Annotated in this window: 15 protein-coding genes; all 15 read right to left on the bottom strand. The window is 61.6% G+C overall.

Translation table 11 applies throughout. The features are described 5' to 3' along the window. Positions 1-3: 3 nt before the first annotated feature. Genes CH92_RS20360 through CH92_RS20290 form a run of 15 tightly spaced genes read right to left on the bottom strand, consistent with a single transcriptional unit; the run spans position 4 to position 17084 of the window. On the bottom strand, positions 4-1161 hold the full coding sequence (locus tag CH92_RS20360; RefSeq protein ID WP_051517574.1) for a GNAT family N-acetyltransferase: 1158 nt from the start codon (positions 1159-1161) through the stop codon (positions 4-6). After that, positions 1158-1859, bottom strand: coding sequence for a GNAT family N-acetyltransferase (locus CH92_RS20355; RefSeq protein WP_025243604.1), 702 nt, complete (start codon positions 1857-1859; stop codon positions 1158-1160). Before CH92_RS20355 ends, CH92_RS20360 begins: the two co-directional genes overlap by 4 nt. Then, on the bottom strand, positions 1856-3781 hold the full coding sequence (locus tag CH92_RS20350; RefSeq protein ID WP_025243603.1) for a hypothetical protein: 1926 nt from the start codon (positions 3779-3781) through the stop codon (positions 1856-1858). The genes CH92_RS20355 and CH92_RS20350 overlap by 4 nt, the downstream gene beginning before the upstream one ends. Next, complete coding sequence (locus tag CH92_RS20345; protein ID WP_025243602.1) at positions 3778-5088, bottom strand: lipopolysaccharide biosynthesis protein; 1311 nt, start codon at positions 5086-5088, stop codon at positions 3778-3780. Before CH92_RS20345 ends, CH92_RS20350 begins: the two co-directional genes overlap by 4 nt. Then, positions 5085-6080, bottom strand: a complete 996-nt coding sequence (locus CH92_RS20340) for a polysaccharide deacetylase family protein (protein WP_025243601.1) — start codon at positions 6078-6080, stop codon at positions 5085-5087. Before CH92_RS20340 ends, CH92_RS20345 begins: the two co-directional genes overlap by 4 nt. 3 nt (positions 6081-6083) lie before the next feature. Beyond that, entirely contained in the window at positions 6084-7220 is a 1137-nt protein-coding gene (locus CH92_RS20335) for a glycosyltransferase (RefSeq protein WP_025243600.1), read from the bottom strand. After that, complete coding sequence (locus CH92_RS20330) at positions 7213-8178, bottom strand: glycosyltransferase (RefSeq protein ID WP_025243599.1); 966 nt, start codon at positions 8176-8178, stop codon at positions 7213-7215. Before CH92_RS20330 ends, CH92_RS20335 begins: the two co-directional genes overlap by 8 nt. After that, entirely contained in the window at positions 8175-9548 is a 1374-nt protein-coding gene (locus tag CH92_RS20325; RefSeq protein WP_025243598.1) for an O-antigen ligase family protein, read from the bottom strand. Before CH92_RS20325 ends, CH92_RS20330 begins: the two co-directional genes overlap by 4 nt. Beyond that, positions 9545-10654, bottom strand: a complete 1110-nt coding sequence (locus CH92_RS20320) for a glycosyltransferase family 4 protein (protein ID WP_025243597.1) — start codon at positions 10652-10654, stop codon at positions 9545-9547. Before CH92_RS20320 ends, CH92_RS20325 begins: the two co-directional genes overlap by 4 nt. Beyond that, positions 10627-12219, bottom strand: coding sequence for a GumC family protein (locus tag CH92_RS20315; protein ID WP_025243596.1), 1593 nt, complete (start codon positions 12217-12219; stop codon positions 10627-10629). The genes CH92_RS20320 and CH92_RS20315 overlap by 28 nt, the downstream gene beginning before the upstream one ends. A gap of 14 nt (positions 12220-12233) precedes the next feature. Further along, positions 12234-13235: a polysaccharide biosynthesis/export family protein gene (locus CH92_RS20310; protein WP_025243595.1), complete on the bottom strand. Its 1002-nt coding sequence runs from the start codon at positions 13233-13235 to the stop codon at positions 12234-12236. A gap of 9 nt (positions 13236-13244) precedes the next feature. Then, positions 13245-13892, bottom strand: coding sequence for a cobalamin biosynthesis protein CobQ (locus tag CH92_RS20305; protein ID WP_025243594.1), 648 nt, complete (start codon positions 13890-13892; stop codon positions 13245-13247). Beyond that, on the bottom strand, positions 13892-14656 hold the full coding sequence (locus CH92_RS20300) for a sugar transferase (protein WP_038623591.1): 765 nt from the start codon (positions 14654-14656) through the stop codon (positions 13892-13894). The genes CH92_RS20305 and CH92_RS20300 overlap by 1 nt, the downstream gene beginning before the upstream one ends. Next, positions 14656-15729: an NAD-dependent epimerase gene (locus CH92_RS20295; RefSeq protein WP_025243592.1), complete on the bottom strand. Its 1074-nt coding sequence runs from the start codon at positions 15727-15729 to the stop codon at positions 14656-14658. The genes CH92_RS20300 and CH92_RS20295 overlap by 1 nt, the downstream gene beginning before the upstream one ends. Beyond that, entirely contained in the window at positions 15726-17084 is a 1359-nt protein-coding gene (locus CH92_RS20290; protein WP_025243591.1) for a UDP-glucose dehydrogenase family protein, read from the bottom strand. Before CH92_RS20290 ends, CH92_RS20295 begins: the two co-directional genes overlap by 4 nt. Positions 17085-17367: the final 283 nt, after the last annotated feature.

Here is a 17367-nt window from a genome sequence, read left to right as displayed (position 1 = left end):
TTCTCATGAGTCAGCAGGAAGGTTGCTCGATGCGGCTGCGTTCGGCGCCTTGGTCTGACGCCGGCTACGCCACGCCTGCAGCCGCGGCTTGATCCGTACCCACAATCCGTAGGCGAGCCCAAGCGCGATGCCGGCAGGTCTGCGAGAATAGAAGCTCCATCGCAGATGCTCGACCTGACCTGTCATGCGCTCATGAAGTTGATGGCTGGACTGGTGCAGGCTGATCCGTGAGGCGTCAATGTAATCCCAGCCTTCATCGAGCCCCCAATGGAACCACTCGTCCAGCAACAGTCGGCCGCTACCCAGCGAAGCGTATTCGGGCAAAAATGCAAGGTTGTAATCGTATAGCCGACCCTGATCGAGCAGGCCGAGGCGATAGCTGATGCAGCGGCCCTCGAGCGTCAGTTGCACCACACGGACTCGGCCTTCCGCAGCCAGTGCTGTGAATCCCTTGATGGTCCAGTCCCGGTGGGTGCCTGGGCTGAAGATTCCAATTCCGTCATCGCCTTTCCAGCTTGCGTCTTCGACGATGGCGAGCTGTTCCAGGCACGGGCCAATGGTCGTTGCATCGGGCGTGAGTCGTTTCACTACGGCGCCGCAAGCTTGCGCACGTTTGCGTGCGCGGCGCAGCTTGTAGCGGGTATCGCCCGCGACCTCCTGGCGATCGGCTTCGCTCAGTTGATGTTCCGGCACGCGACAGCTGGTGCGCGCTTCCCATTGCCAGCTTTGGCTAGCCCAGTGTTCGAGCAAATTGCGGTGTTTCGGGCTTGCAGGAATTTCGTTGAGCTGCAGCCGCGCATGGGGCATTCGCCTGCGAATGGCCATCAAGGCCGGTTCGAGCAGCTGGTCGGCACCTACGTCCAGCATCAAGCCGACCCGGTCGCTCAGCGGATGGCCCAGGTGCCTGACTTCACTGATCGTCACGCCGAACACGCGAAGTGGACAGCAGATCAGCGGGATGCAACCAACCAGCCGATCGCTCTGCCAGAGCAACAACACCTGCAGCGAGCACGTGGGAGCGAGTTCACGCTCGGCAGCCTGCAACCAGGCCAGACGATTGAACGGCGTGCTTTGTGCCAGTTGCTCGCACAGTGCTTCATACGCCACTGCGGGAAACTTCGGTGAGCACAGGCTTGTTTGCCACTCCAGGCGTTCGGTCATTCGTGGTGCTCCGCCGTGGTCGGCTGGGTGTTGCGGATGTTGAATTTGGATTTGCGTATGTGCTGGAGACGTTTGCCGTCATATCGGGCATAGCGATGGAAGTTCAGGCAATTGAACAGGCAATAGGTGTGAATGCTTTCACCCACTTCCTCGAATCCCAGCTTCACGTGCATTTTCAGCGCGGGCTGGTTGTTCATGTTGACCACTGCCCGCGTGTGGCTGAAACCCTCAGCCAGAAAGGCTTGCCATGGGTCTCGCTGCAACAGCACCGCCATGCCCGTACCCCGATAGGGCTGCGCCACTTCTCCGGCGAACTGATAGATGCGACCGGGCGGCAGACGCAGCCAGCAGTGGTAGGTCTGGTCATCGTAATAGTCACTTCGACTGAACCACGCCATGCCGATTACCTGGCCATCCGCGTCGAGATAGGCTTCACCGAGGCTATCGGAGCGGATGAGCGACAGGAGTCCCGATGTGTATGCCGCGAAATAGCGATCGAACGCCGGCAGTAGCGCCTCCGTGATACGTTCCTTCCGCCAGCTGCTCTGGCGAGGATAACGAGGCGCGGGCAAATCCAACGCGCGCTCCATCCAGATCAGTTCATCGTGGCGATAGACGTAACGTGCCCATAGCAGTCGAGCGCTCCCAATGAGGCCCTTGCGCCTAATCTTGCCGAGCAGGGTGAGTGATTCCGTCATGGTCGTTCCCAATCCATCGAGAACAGCGTTTCTCCCGGCAGAGAAAAGCTGAGGGTGTCCCGGTCACAGCGCCAGCGTCCTTCGCGCTCGGTGCTGTCCGGGCCGAACAGTGTCAACCGGAACGCGTTGGCACAACTGACCGCTTCGATGCGTACCTTCTGCTCTCGAGGCACCTTGTTTACGCCCAGCACACGACGTCGCACCGCACCCTCGGTCGGCGCATCCAGTGCCAAGGCGTCGACTTCGAATGCGTCATTTTCCATTTTCACGACCCGGTTGCCCCAATGCCTGGCGATGAACGCCTGCGCCAGGCCTACCGGTTTGAGTGCGTACCCGCCTTGACCGTCTGCGCGCAGCATGCCTTTCGGGTAATCCGGTTCGTCGGCGGCCTGGAAGTAATTGATCATATCCAGCAAACCGTCCTGTGACGCGTTGATGACGACCGATGCCCACCAGAGCGAGGCGAAATGCGTGTTCTGCTCGTAGGGGCTGAGACTCGATCCGCTGGAGATATTGGTCTGGTCCAGGAGCAATGCCTTGCGCGGCCGGGCATGTTCATCCAGCCCGACCAGTTTCGCTGCAGCGAGGACGCTGTCCCGGTAGACGCGGGTAGCGAGCAGATCGCGCACCATCCACTCATGCCAGGCCAGGGCGTCGATGTATGAGCCGTGGCGCGCCAGTAGACGCGTGGCCCAGCCCGCCCCGCGGCGCTGTGCCGCGTTGTCGCGTGTCGGCCCGTTGACCAGTCGGGAGCTGGCCGGCATCGCAATGCGGACACCTGCAGCATAAGCACCCGTGCTGGCGCGGATCTGCCGACTGAGTACGGCGAAATAGCGTTCGAAGCTGTCGAAGTCCGGATAGTTGAGGTTCGGCTCGTCGGCAACGGCAAGGTAATGCAGGCCGCCACCGAGTGCACGGCTGTCATCCAGCCAGGCAGCGAGACCGGAGAGGGTGGTCGCATCGGCCATCAGCACTGCCCTACGGCCGCTGCCTGCTAGCAATGTGACGCTGCGCTCGATGCCGAAGCGTTCCTGGTAGATCTCGCGAAACGGGCGCTCTCTGTCGGGCTGCTGGCTCAACACGTCGACAAAGCTGTAATAGCCGCCAGCTTGCGGCTTGAGCAGATCCAGCGCGGCAAATGCCGACTCCGGTGGAGCGGCATAGGGTAATTCGATACCGACTGACGGCGCGGGGCCTAGCACGACGTCGTCGAGCCTGAGTCGGACCTCGCCTGGATCCCAGTGCGGAGCTCGCAGATGATCGGGACGCTGGGCGAACAAGTTGGGCGTCCCATCGAGCCAGAAGGCCGCTTTACCGCTACCCACCAGCTTCAATTGCCAGACCTGGTCCTGTTTTGACACAGGAAGGGCGACCTGATCGAAATGCGAGTAGGTGTCGTAGGCTTTGAGCATCAGCGACACTTGCTGCCCGTCCGCCAGCCGGCGTGCCTGTAGTGACTGCACGCCGCCGTGATACTTGCCAGCCAGTACGGCCCGCTCACCGGCGCGAGTGTGGAAATACAAAGTCACGTTACGGCTGACGTCAGCGCTGAAATGCAACTTCACCGGCTCGAGCATGGCAGCGACGCTGTCGGTATGGCTGACCTGGTAGTCGCGAAAGCTGTATCCCGGGATCTCCAGGCGATACGGGGCCGAGGCTTCGGAGAGGGACCACCGCTGCTGCCCACTCGTTTCGCTCGCCAGGATAGTCCGGTCCGCCAGCAACTGGCCTCGGCCATCGACCAGATAAAGGTGCTCTTCATTGGCTTCCGCTTGCCAGGCGGGGTGCCAGCTGATTTGCAGTTGTTGGGTACCTTGCGGGTAGAGGTACAGGGTGCCGTCGCGCAGCGCTTGCCAGTTAAGGTCGGCCGCAACGATCGGGTTGGACAGCAGGCCTACCAGGAGTGCAATGATTCGCTTCATGTCGTGACCTCCCCACCCTTCAGAAGCGGGCGCAGCCGGGCGATATCGCTTGGCAGGATAAACAGCGTATGGATCAGTGGCACCTGACTGATCCGACAATAGAACAGCAGCATCGCCAGGCTGACCGCCAGATACGCCACTGAGGATGCGAGGCCGGCACCAACGATCCCCAGTGGTGGGATCAACAGTAGATTGAGTAACACATTGAGCGCTGCACCGGCGCCCATTATCAGCGATACGCTTCCCGGCCGGTTCTTGCCAAGCAGGTCCAGGCGCAGAATGCTGGCATAGCACAGACCGAACAGGCCAGGCAGCAAGGCTAAGAGGGCGGGATAGGCGGGCGCGTAGTTCACGCCGAACAGGCTTACGATCAGCCACTGGCCCAACAACGCCATGCCTGTACAGGCGACCAGCATCACGGTAGCGGTGACACGCAACGCGAACGGGGTGAGCTGTTTGATGCCTTCACCTTGCCTGAGCAGGCGCTTCATCAGCGGGGTAGTCACTGCCTCCGGTACGATCAGCAGCAGCTCGGCGGCTGCAGTGGCCATTGCGTAGTAACCCAACGCTTCGCTGCCGATAAAAGCGCCGATGAACAGGTAGTCCGAGCGCAACAGCACCTGTTGGAACAAGACGTCGGGGTGACTCTTGCTGCTGTATCGCAGCAGCTCCCGATGACTGCTCGCGTCCCAGCGCAACCGCAATCCATGGAAGCGGCCAAGCCAGTACCAGCCCGCTACCGCCACCAGCGCTATGCCCAGTAGCCAACTGACCACCGCGGCCTGCAACGCCGCGTCTTTCCACATCCAGAAGAGTGCCAGGAACAACACCAGCGGCGCCGCCGATTCGAGCAGCCGAAGGGCGTTGAACGAAGTGACTCGGCCGTCGGCATTGTGCAGCGTCAGCAAGCCGCTCTTGAGGACGGTCAGTGGTACCGCGAGCAGCAGGATCCAGATCAGCGGCCCGAGCTGGCGCGCGGTATCCAGCTCCGAGCCGAACTGATCGGCCAACAGGACCCCGCACAGCGTCAAAAGGCCGGCCGAAAGGCAGCCGAACACCACTATTTGCGTGAGTAGCAGGCCCATGGCGCGTTGCTGGGCGGCTTGATAGCCCAGCGCCGTATTCAACCCGCCGCTGGTAAGCGCAGCCAGCAGATCTGGCAGAGCGCTGAGCAACGCGAACAAACCTCGCTCGGAGGGGCCGAGAATTCGTGCGAGCAGTACGTTGCGCAGCAATCGCAGGCCGATCATGGCCAGGCGAGTGCCTACGCTCAACGCGAGATGACGCAAATATTGATGTCGGCTCACTGCGCCAGGCTCCGCATCAGGCGCCAGGCGAACAGCCCCGGATGACGAGCCATTGGGTGACTGACACCGATGCGGGCCAATGCCAGAGGATCATCGCCGTCACGGTAGAGCCCGGGATGGGTACCGAGGGCGCGCCGGTAACCGAGCTGAGCGACTGCCTGGCGAACGCGGCTGTCGTGATCGCCATTGGGGTAGCAGTAGATCGGTAGCGGTGTTTGGCAATGCGTTGCAAGCGCCAGATGGCTGCGCTGCAGATCGTCGGTTAAGGCTGCATCGTCCAGTTTCGTGAGAATACCGTGCCCGGCACCGTGCGGACCGAAGCGTACCCAGCCGGAACGCTCCAGCTCGGCGACTTGCTCCCAGTTCATCGCATGCAGTGCTTCCTGCGGGCAGGCGTTGGCCAGGTGTTGCAGCGTCGTGGCAGGTAGCGCCTTGAGCGATTGTAGATAGATCGCCAGGGCTCGGCTGCGGCGCCGTTCGGGAAGGGAGTCGAAGTTTGCCGGCAACGGTGGCGCGCCACACTCGGCCAAGCGTTGCAGCAAGAGGCTTCGGGCCGGTGCGCCAGCGCTGCACCACAGGGTTTCACCGATGCTTTCCCACCAGAACCCCCGCGGGTTGCCGATGAAATCGGTCGACAGAAAGATGCTGGCGGGTACCCGATAGTGGGCGAGCAGCGGATAAGCCACTTCCGCGTTGTCCCGCCAACCATCATCGAATGTCAGCGCGATCCGGGTCAGGCCATCCGAGGGGGCGGTGAGCAGATCTTCCAGTGGAACGCATACGAAGTGCTGCCGCAGCCAAGCGAGCAGGCGGGCGAAGGCCAGCTGGCCGATACAGAGCTCGGCCCGGTGAGGCAAGGCCGCTGCGTTGTCGTCGGCCAGCACGCGGTGCAGCATGAGAATCAGGCGTGCACCGCGAAGCTTGTTGCGTCCGCCGGGACTGTTGAACTGAAGCCAACCGAGTGTGGCCTTGCACGTTTGAGAGGGAGTCATGGCTTAGCGATTCTGCTGAGGATTCCATTGCTGATAGCTGTGTCCTCGCAGGAATTGCCAGAGGCCACCGCACATTCCGGCCAGGGTCACAAGCAGGAAGGCCGCCAGCCGGAATGGCTTGGGCAGGATGCCACGGGTGTCGAGCAATCCTAATAGACCGACTGCATAGCCGGCCAGCTGCGCGATCACGAACAGTCGGTAGAACGGTCCAGTGTCGTGCAGCCAGACGCTGCTGAGTAGCAGCGGAACGAGCAGGACTGGCGCCAGTCGACGAATCAGTTTGTGACTGACAAGCGCTACCGCATAGAACCCGTGACGTAAGGGATTCATCAGCGTACGGCGGCAGGCCAGGCTCTGCAGCCCACCGACGGTAACGCGCAAACGACGACGGAACTGCTTGCCGATCTCGTCCACGCCCTGATCGAGTACGACCGCATCGTCGGCATAGACGATACGCTTCCCTGCCACGGGTGCGCAGGTGCTGAGGAAGAAGTCGTCGTTGACCTGTGCTGGCACTGTCTGGAACAGCTCGCGGCGCAATGCGAGCAGCGCGCCGTCAGTGGATACCATGCAGCCGGTGCGGTTCTCGGCACGGCGCAGCCAGGCTTCGTAATGACGGTACAGGCTATCGCCCAGACTCAGCGCATGGCCTGGGTCGGGAATGACCATGTGTCCACCGACGCAGCCTACGTCCGGATCCGCAAAAGGGGCCAGCAACCGGCCGAGGGTGCGCTCGTTCCACTGATTGTCGGCATCGGTGAACACCAGCACGTCTCCGTCGGCCAATGCGACGGCCGCATTCAGCGCGGCGGCCTTGCCACCGCGTGGCAGATCCAGCACCTGGATGCTGGAGTCTTCCAACGCGCGGGCGCGGCTGACGGTGTCATCGCTTGAACCATCGCTGGCGACGATGATCTGCAAGCGCGTGGCTTGATAGTCCTGCGTCAGCAGTGCTCGCAACTTTTGCTCGATGTGTGCTGCTTCGTTGTGCGCTGCGATGACCACGCTGACGGACAACGGCTCGCTGGGGAGTAGCGGCTTGACTCGGGTGAATACGGCAAGCAACGCAAGAGTCAACGGGTAACCCAGATAGGCGTAGGCCGGGAGCAACAGGCAAAGCCAGAACACCAAATCAGCCACGGGCAGGTCTCCTGGCGGTCCAATTGAACAAGCTAAACAGGAAGGCCCCGCCGGCGAGATGCAGGCGCAGCCAATGCAGAATCCACAGTTGCAGCGTAAGCGTCGGGTCACCCTGACGGACACTTTGGCGCAGGCTGAGCAGTAGCGCCGGCGCTGTGCTGACTGCTCCGAACACCAGTGCCAGCGGGAGCAGGCCACCGACGATTGACGATAGCGCCAGCAATGTCGGCAGCCAGTTGCTCAGCGCGAGCATTGGAAAACGCAACAGCCGCCAGTGGGCATACGCCCGGGTGCGCAGCAACTGCAAGTGGCTGCCCTGACGCCAGAGCTCCTTGCCGAACCATTCGCTCCAGCAGGCTTCGTAACCCCAGTGCAGTACGCTGGGCGATTTCAGCAACAGCTGGCGTGCACCCAGGCCGTGCAGGCGCAGGCCGAAATCCTTGTCTTCTCCGGTACGCAACTGCTCGTTGAATCCGCCGGCGGCTTCGAAGGCATCGCGAGGCAGGCAAAGATTGGCGCTGGGCAGCCAGCTTGGACGTTGCTCGGCGGCGGCCGGCAGACTGCGGCGCTGCCAGGCGCGGGCATACCAAGGGGCTTGCCTGGGCGTATCGCACGCCAGGGCGAGCACGTCGGCATCGCCGCGCTCCGCGCGGGATGTCCATTGCCGCAACCAATCGAGCGGCACTTCAATGTCGGCATCGAGAAAGGCCAGGCTGTCATATCGGGCGGTGGCGGCGCCGCGGTTGCGCAGCGCGCCAATGTAAAGACCAGGTTGATGCAATACGCGAGCGCCGCCTGCCTCGGCGAGCGCCGGCCCTTCGTCGCGCGAGCCGTTGTCCACCACGATCAGCTCACAGGCGAGCTCCGCAGCGTCGGCGGCGGCCCGCGCAGCCTTCAGGGTCCGAACGATGTGCCGGGCCTCGTCGAACATGGGGATGACGATGCTGATTCCGTTCACGCGGTGTGCCTCATGCGGGCGAGCCGGGCTTCAGCATCGAGCCTCAGATAGCCGGACAGCCCGAGCATGATCCACAGGTATTTGTGGTTGGGTGCACTGAGGAACATCAAGAACAATGCCACCGCCAGAAAGCTCAGGGCCAGGTGCGTGGCCAGGTCGGCCCGTTCGGCATCGCCGCACGCTTGCGACGCCTGCCGTGCTCGCTCGAAGTTGCGAAGACCGAACAGGATTAGCGCAGTGAATAACAAGCCGCCCGGTATACCAATCTCGCTGAACAACTCCAGATAGGTATTGTGTGCCCGACGGTAGAGATCGGCGGTGCCGGCCTCCTCCGAAAACGCCTTGGCAAAGCCGGTCGCCGCGTAGTGCACCGGGAAGGTGCCCGGGCCGCTGCCGGCCAGCGGATTGTCGCGGATCATCTGGCCGCCGACGACCAGATAGGAAGCACGACGCCCGAGGGAAGCGTCCTGGTGGGCATTGATGCCGGACTTGAGTTCGACAAGCGATTTGATGCGCGCCACGTAATCGGCCGGCAGCGACATCAGACCCAGGGGTATCACAATGGCCGCTCCCAGCAGGACGAAGCCGAAATGCCGCGAGCGGATCTGGCTTAGCTCGGCGCGGTGATGCCAGAGTCCGATCAATAAGCAGCCGACCAGCACCACCAGTCCAGAGCGGGAGTCGGTCTTGGTCATCCCCGCCAGTAACAACAGGGTGACCGCCAGCCAGGCCAGTCGTGTCAGCAGGTGGCGCGCACGCAGCGCAAGCCAGGCGGACATTGGCGCGGCAAAGGCGATCAACAGGGCGAAATAGTTGGCATCTTCGAGTAGGCCGATTGCCCGGCCGCCGACCTGATGCTTGGCCGATACCAACGCCATCGCGCAGGTTGCGGCCACGCTCAGCGAGACCAGCCTGAACAGCATTTTCAGGTCCAGCTCCGCGGCGACCAGCACGGTAATGAAAAACAGCGCCAGACCCACGGCCAGCTCGCGCAGGTGGCCGAAGGATAGGCCATATCGTTCGCTAAACATCAGGCTGATCAGATAGGCGAGGATGAACAGCGAAAGCGGCCGCCAAAGGTTGTTTCGCAAACGCTCGGCTGGCATCTGTCGTAACAGCAACTGCACGGCGAGGATGCCGATCATCGAGACGCCCAGCAGCTTGGCTCCGGTGAATTCGCTGCCCTTGAACAGCCCCTCGAATGGCACCAGCGCGGCGATGGCAAGCAGTCCCCAGGCGGGACGGCGGTACAGGACCGCCAGGCCCGCCAGACCTAACACCACGAAAGGCGCGAGGAAGGGCCACGGGCTGGCCAGTAAGCCCAGGCAAAGCAGTGCCAGCACACCGCCCATGGCCGCCGTTGCGATCATCCTGTCAGCCCTCTGGCTCGGTAGTACAGTTGCGCCCAGCGCTCGGCGAGCCGGGGGAGGTGATAGCGGCTGCGCTGTGTCGAATGCGCCTGAGCAGATAAGCGCTCGGCAAGGCCGGGCTCGCAGATCAGACGCTCGACCTGCTCGGCCAGGGATGCGGTGTCGCCGGGTGTCGCCAGCAGGCCGTCGTGGCCGTGGCTGAGCATGTCCGGTATGCCGCCGACCGCGAACGCTGCCACCGGAATCCGTGCCTGCATGGCTTCGAGCAGCACCATCGGAGTGCCTTCGGTGCGCGAACTGATCACCAGTGCTGACAGCCGTCCAAGCCAGGCGGGCATATCCTGCTGATAGCCCGGCAGACGAATGCGTTCCGCCAGGCCGGCGGCATCGATGCGCGCCTGCAGATGTTCACGTTCAGCGCCATCACCCAGCAGAACGGCACTCCAGTCGAGGTGGCGCTGACACAGCGGGATCAACGCGTCGAGAAACAGATCGGGGCCCTTCTCGGCGCTGAGGCGACCGACGTAGCCGATCCGGGGCGCCTCGGTGCGATCTCCGGCGGGCAGGGCGGTTGGTTCAGGCAGACCATTAGGAATCACCTGGAGCTTGTCCTGGCGAATACCTGCCGCACGGTGGATGCGTTCGATGCTATCAGCGACACAGACCACTTGGCGTACCGGCGGCAGGCGGCACAGTTGCAGGCTCACCCAGGTGTAGAAGCGCTGCTTGGGGCTACGTGGGGTGAAGCCGTGCTGGGTGGTCACCAGGGGCAGGCCAAACAGCGTGGCAGCGATGCAGCCGTAGATCATGCCCTTGAAATTATGGGTATTGATCAATGGCTGCTCGCTGCGGCGCTGGCGCACATGATGCAGCAAGGCGCCCAGACTCCGGCAGGCGAGGCAGTCCACACCTGCCTGGCGAAAGCGCTCGATCAACCCCATGGGTGCGTCGAGGAACACCACCTGATGCCGGCCCTGCATGGCCAGGCAGTGATCCTGCAGCATGCGTTCCGCGCCGTAGAAACCGCCACTGCTGATCAGATGAATGACCGGCAGGGCCGCTGGTCGCTCCACTTCGTTCACTGACGTATCCAGTACCAAACCCATGGCCAGCTCCAGGCCTTCGGTGCCGGTGGTTGTGGAATCTCTTTCTCGTTGATCACCATCAACACAGGTAAGCCGAGGTGTTCGGTCAACTGCGCCGGATGCTTGAAGCGATGATCAAAGAATTCGCGCAGGTAGCCGAGCGCTACGGCGAGCATCAAGCCGGTCAGCAGGCCGAGCGGGAGAATCAGCATAGGCTTGGGAAAGGCCGGCTCTGCCGGTTCGTATGGCCAACTGAGCACTCGCGCATTGGACGCGCTGCCGTCGAGCAGACCTTGCGAGCGGCTCTCCTCATATCGCTGGGTATAGGTGAAGAAGGCCTTGTGGAGCGCATCGATTTCCGTGTCGAAAAGACGAAGTTGTGCCTGTACGTTCTGCAGGTCCCCTACGCGGGCCTTGTATTGGCCGATGCGCTCGGTCTTCTGCGCAATCACCTGTTGCAGCGTGACGAGCTCGCTATTGCGCTCGAGGATGCGGTTCTCCACAACCTTGAGGAACTGGTCGCGCGTACGGGCGATCCGCTCGCGTTGCTGCAGTACCGGCAGGCTGCCCTCCTGGAACGAGGCGGTGGCGTTGCCATAGCTGCTGACCTGGTCGATCAGCTTTTCGCCGAGCTGTTTGATCTCTCGGTCTTCATAGGCGGCGTTGTCCACCGTGTGGGTGAAGGTGAACGGGAAGGTCGCGTCATTGAAGCTGGCCTTACGGGCAGCCGCCAGATTGGTGGTGAGATAGTCGAGCCAGCGCTGGTTTTCCAAAAAGCGGTCACGGTACAGGTTCAGTGCCTGTTCTTCGGTGTTGATCGCATTCAGGCGGAAGGTGATCTCCTCCTTGGGGTCCGATGCGCCAATGCTCTCGAGCAGGCCCCTGCGACGCTCCTCCAGTTCGCCGATGCGCACCTGATACTGGCTCTTTTTCTGCTCGAAAAAAGACTCCGGGAGGTCGTTGGACTGCAGGTTCTGGCGGCTCTTGAGGTAGTTTTCCAAGAGCCGGGTGACCAGCATGGTGCCCAGTTCGGGATCGGGGAAGCTGTAACTCACCGAGATGACATTGGACCCGGGCAGGGTTTCCACGGTAAGCGCTGCGCTGGCCTGCTCGGTCATGGCGTCGATGGTCCCGTCACGTACCGGGTCGATATCAAGTCCCAACGCGTCGCGCAGCGGGTTGATGACGTATTCTCGCAATGGGTTGGCGACATAGGTGCGCAGCGGTTCGAGCACCAGCATGTGGAACACGCCTTGGCTCGGGCTGTACACACCTTCGTTGTGCAGCTGGCGAACGGTTTCGCGCATTAGCGAGGGCGAGCGAAGGATGTTGCTTTCCGTTTCCATGTCGGCCAGCGAGGGCGGCAGGAACTTGTCCGTCTCTTGGCTCAGGGCCGTGTTCGCGTCGCTTTGGGGCAGCTTTTTGGACTGCACCAGGACTTCGGCAGTGATGTCGAAGGTTTGCTTGAGCACCAGCGGCATCAACAGCGTGATGACGGCAAATACCAGGAAGACCCGTTTGATCAGCTGGCGGTTGGCAAAGAAAATCCGCAGAAATTCATGCAGATAGTTTTCTTTCGGAGACATGACCTGCAGCCTGTTCAATTGTCGTCTTCCTTATTGTCGACCCGGTACGAGAAGCCGAAGCCGATTCCGTTGAACAGCAGCACATCGGCGACCTGTTGGCTGATTTCCCCGGCCCGTGCGAGTTTGGTTTTCGGCACGTAAAGCAGGTCGTCCGGTTGCAGATAGGCGAAGGTGTCGGCCGAGGCGTTCAGCGCGTCGCCAACGTCGTACAGCCGGGCCTCCATCTGGTCGCCCTTGCGTCGCATGATCACCACCGAATCCAGGCGCGCCAGCGGGTTGGCGCCGTGCGCCAACGTAAGCGCCTCGAGTACCGAGACCGGCCGCCGGATCGGATAGACGCCTGGTTGGGTCACTTCGCCGAGCACGAAGATCTCATTGGCGGCGGTACTCTTGAGCAGCGCGTCCACTTGCACGTTGGCTGGATGCGCGGCGTAGCGCTCGTTGAGCGTGCTGTTGAGCTGGGCGAGAGTCATGCCCTGGAGCTCGACCGCACCGATGAGCGGAAACATGGCACGGCCATCGGAGCCAACGGTGATCTCGCGACTCAGCCCTGTGGCCGGATGGTTCAGGGTCAGGCGCAGGTTTTCCTCGGCGGTGAGCGGCCGCGGTATCGACAACGAAACAACCGGGCGCTTGAGAATCGTCCGATAGCTGCTGATGACCTTGTCCTGGGCCTGCATGGCCGTCATGCCGGCGATCGCCAGCGTACCGGCGTAAGGCAGCTCGATGGTGCCGTCGGGCATGACCAGCTTGGTGCCGCTGAGCTCAGGTGCAGTGAGAAAATTGATCTCCACCTGATCGCCGGCCTGGATACGGTAAGCCTGCGGGCTTGTGTGGTCGATATAGAAGATCACGTCCAACACGTCCTGAGGACGCAATGTCTTTTCGATCTGGAACACTTCGGTGCGCAGCGCATCGGCGGGTGCGGCTGTCACAATTTCTGCAGGCATGTGCTGCACGGCCGGGCTGGAGCAGCCGGCCAGAGCAAGAAGCAGGGGTATCGGTTTGAGATTCATCATGGCTGCTCAGAGTTGGTCATAGACCCATTTGGGCATGTAGTACTTGCGTGCGTTAAGCACGCTTCCCAGCAGCTTGGCTCCGGCCTGCGCGAGCCGCTGCGCGGCGGCCTGTGCGACTTCCCAGCGCGTTTCTTCGGCGCGCACTACGAGGATCACACCGTCTACCAGCGAACCGATGGTTAGCGTGTCGCCGCCGGTGTAGACGGCTTCGCCGTCGATCACCACGAAGCGATAGCGTTCGCTGAGTTGCGCGAGGAGCTGTCTTAGCGATTCGGCTGACAGCCCGTTGCCGTCATTCCTGCGCTTGCCCAAGGGCAACAAATGGAACGGGTAGGAGGGCAGCTCAACCAGGCAAGCATCCAATGACGTCAGGTCGTTGCCAGCGCCCAGGTCTAGGAACCCCGGCTGTTGTTGCAGGCCCAGCTGGCAGGTGATGCTGTTGGATGAAAGGCTCGCATCAATCAGCAGAACCTTTCCGCTGCACGCCGCGGCGAGCTGCTGGACCATGGTGATGGCACTTGTCGTCACACCGCAGCCGTTATTGGCAGCGGTCAGCAGCAGCACCTGCTGGTCCTGATCGAGGACGGTGGAGGCGAGGTTGATTTCGCTGGGGGTGGCGATGTCCAGACGGATGGTCGGAAGTGAACCGTCCATTAGCTTGCTCCATGGCCGCTGACGACCTTGAAAGGGGTTTTGATGAGGATTTTCAGGTCCAGCCAAGGGCTTTGCCGGGTGATATAGGCCAAATCGAGGGCGACACGGTCTTCGAAATCAATATCGCTGCGCCCGGATATCTGCCAGAGCCCAGTGATACCGGGGTAGATGCTGAGCCGAGCGAGGTGATGGTTGTGGTAGCGCTGCGCGTCGAACGAAGTCGGTCGCGGCCCTACCAGGCGCATGTCGCCGCGCACCACATTGAACAGATTGGGCAGCTCATCGAGGCTGGATCGCCGCAACCAATGCCCTATGCCGGTTACTCTGGGGTCGCGTTCGATCTTGAAGTCCACCGAGTCGGTGCCGTGTTTGTTCAGATGGCGCAGTCCTTCTTTCAACTCTTCGGCGTTCACGACCATGGTCCGGAACTTGAACATGCCGAAGCGGCGCCCACGAAAGCCCGTGCGTTGCTGGACGAAGAAGATTGGCCCCTGGCTGGTGAGTTTGATGCTGATCGCGACCGCGAGCAGCAACGGTGAAAGCGTTATAAGCAGCAGGGCGGCGGACAGGGCTTCGGTTACGCGCTTGGTAAGCGAAAGGCTCCATGGAGTACCACCCGGTCGGCCCAGCAGCCAGCCGCGCTGCTGAAGCAGGACGGCAGCATCGATCTTCCTGCGCAAAGCCGGGTTGCGGCGCTTTTCTCGGCCCGGCCGGTGCTTTTCTGCGACCTGCTCAGGCGCCAGTTCTTCGACGGATGTCTCCATCATGCTACTGCTCCATCGGGCAGGGGCGATCTGGAGTAGTCGTCGAGTATCGGTACGCAGAGCGGGCGTAGGTAATAGTCCCGGAACCATGCGACGAAGCGCGCAAGGCCTTCATCCAAAGAAGTGCATGGCGTGAAGCCGATTGCCGCTTCCAATGCGCTGGCGTCGGCGCAGGTATTGATCACATCGCCTGGCTGCAGCGGCAGCAGTTGCAGCTCGGCCTCGCGTCCCAGCAGGCGGGCCAGCGTGTCGACGTAGGTGCGCAAATGAACCGGGCGGTTACCGCCGATGTTGTAGAGGCGCCAAGGCGCCATGCTGGTCGAGGGGTTCGGCTCGTCGCGGTTCCAGTGTTGATCGTGCCGAGGCGGTAGCGGCAACAGGCGCACCAGACTCTCGACGATGTCGTCAATGTAGGTGAAGTCCCGTTGATGCTCGCCGTGGTTGAACAGCTTGAGTGGCTGACCGTGGCTGATGGCGTTGGCGAACAACACGGGTGACATGTCCGGGCGGCCCCAAGGGCCGTAAACCGTGAAGAAGCGCAGACCGGTCGTCGGCAGACCGAACAGGTGGCTATAACTGTGGGCCATCACCTCGTTGGCCTTTTTGCTGGCGGCGTAGAGTGACAGCGGATGATCGGTGTTGTGCTGTTCTGAATAGGGCGTGCAGTGGTTGGCCCCGTATACCGAACTGGAGGATGCGAAAATCAGGTGCGCCACCGGGCGGCGGCGGCAGGCCTCGAGCAGGTTCAGGAACCCGGCGAGGTTGCTATCCAGATAGGCGCGGGGGTTATCCAGCGAGTAGCGTACGCCTGCCTGCGCGGCCAGATGCATGACTGCTTCCGGACGATGCTCTGCGAAGAGCTGCTCGAGTGCGTGGTCATCCTTCAAGTCGATCCGGTGCAGTGGGAAATTGCCCGCCGTTTCGCGCACCCAGCGCACCCGTGCGTCCTTGAGTTGAGGGTCGTAATAATCGTTGAAGTTATCCAATCCGATAACCTCATGCCCCTCTTGCAACAGGCGCAGCGTGGTATGCGCGCCGATGAAACCTGCTGCTCCGGTCACTAGTATTTTCATGCTGGGACCGACGCGCTTGCGGGGCGGATATAGGGTAGGCCGATGCCGAAGTAATGCAGCCCGGCGTTCGCCAATTGCTGAGGGTTGAACAGGTTGCGGCCGTCGACCACCAGACGTGCTCGGAGCTTTTTCTTCAACTCGTCGAAATCGACCACGCGGAAAGCTTTCCACTCAGTGCAGATCGCCAGCGCGTCGGCATCCTGCAGGGTGTCGTCGCGGGTCGCGCACAGCTCCAAGTCACCTCTATAGCCATAGATGCGGCGGCATTCAGTCATCGCCTCCGGATCAAATGCTCGTACATGGGCGCCCTCTGCCCAGAGCGCCTCCATGAGATAGCGACTCGGTGCTTCTCGCATATCGTCGGTGTTGGGTTTGAAAGCCAGGCCCCAGACGGCGATGGATTTGCCAGCCAGGCCTTCGGGGAACTGAGCCTTGAGCTTGCGCAACATGATTTGACGCTGATCGTCGTTGACTCGGGTGACCATTTTGAGCAGGCGGGGCTCGAGGCCGTTTTCTTCTGCGGTATGGATCAGTGCCTTCAGATCCTTTGGAAAACACGAGCCGCCGAAGCCGCAACCCGGATAAATGAAGTGGTAGCCGATCCTTGGGTCCGAGCCGATACCTTTGCGCACCGCCTCGATATCAGCGCTCAAGCTTTCCGCCAGATTGGCCAGCTCGTTCATGAAGCTGATGCGGGTGGCGAGCATGGCATTGGCGGCGTACTTGACCAGTTCGGCGCTGCGGTTGTCCATGTACATTGTGCGTTCATGATTGCGATTGAACGGCGCGTACAGCTCCGCCATCTGCGCCTGAGCGCACACGTCCTGGCTCCCGATAATGATGCGATCCGGCCGGCTGCAATCGGCGACTGCGCTGCCTTCCTTCAGAAACTCAGGGTTCGAAACGACGCACGCGCTCAGCTGCGTTTTGCCGCGCGCTTCAAGCGCTGCACGTACTTCCGCTCGCACTCTGTCAGCCGTACCAACCGGCACAGTGGACTTGATCACGAGCGTGCGGTCCTGCTCCATTAGGCCCGCAACCTGGCGGGCGACACTCAGAACATGTTGCAGGTCTGCAGAACCGTCCTCGTTTGGCGGCGTGCCCACCGCGATGAAGATGACTTTGCCATGAGTCACGGCGTCGCTCGCCTGAGTGGTGAAATGCAAGCGTCCTGCCTTGATGTTCTCCTCGAGCACGGCGGCCAGACCGGGTTCATGGATAGAGGGAATTCCCCGCTGCAGCTGAGCAATTTTCTGCTTGTCGACGTCAGCACATATGACCTGATGACCTACATCAGCCAGAATGGCCGCCTGAACCAGGCCGACGTATCCTGAACCAAAGACGCTAACTTCCATGATGCACCTGAGATGTCGAAGCTTGACATCAAAATGATATCACTGGCCAAAAGCCAGTTTGATTGAATTTTGTGAGGAGCTGTGCCTTTTCCGATAATTGGATGGCGCCTTTATCTTGACGACGTGAATTTTCTGTCGTCCGAACCGCTGGTCGGCTGCCGGTGCGTTATGTCTGCCACGGCGCCGCGCTCGTCGCGTCCGTTTTTGAATCGGGGCGCTTTTTCTTGGACGGGTGCGAGCCTGCCTCTAGAATTGAGGCTTTCGTTTTATTCCTGACTAAATA

Origin of the sequence: Stutzerimonas stutzeri (assembly GCF_000590475.1) — a bacterium.
Classification (GTDB): domain Bacteria; phylum Pseudomonadota; class Gammaproteobacteria; order Pseudomonadales; family Pseudomonadaceae; genus Stutzerimonas; species Stutzerimonas stutzeri_D.
This window is presented reverse-complemented; position numbering and strand designations above follow the sequence as displayed.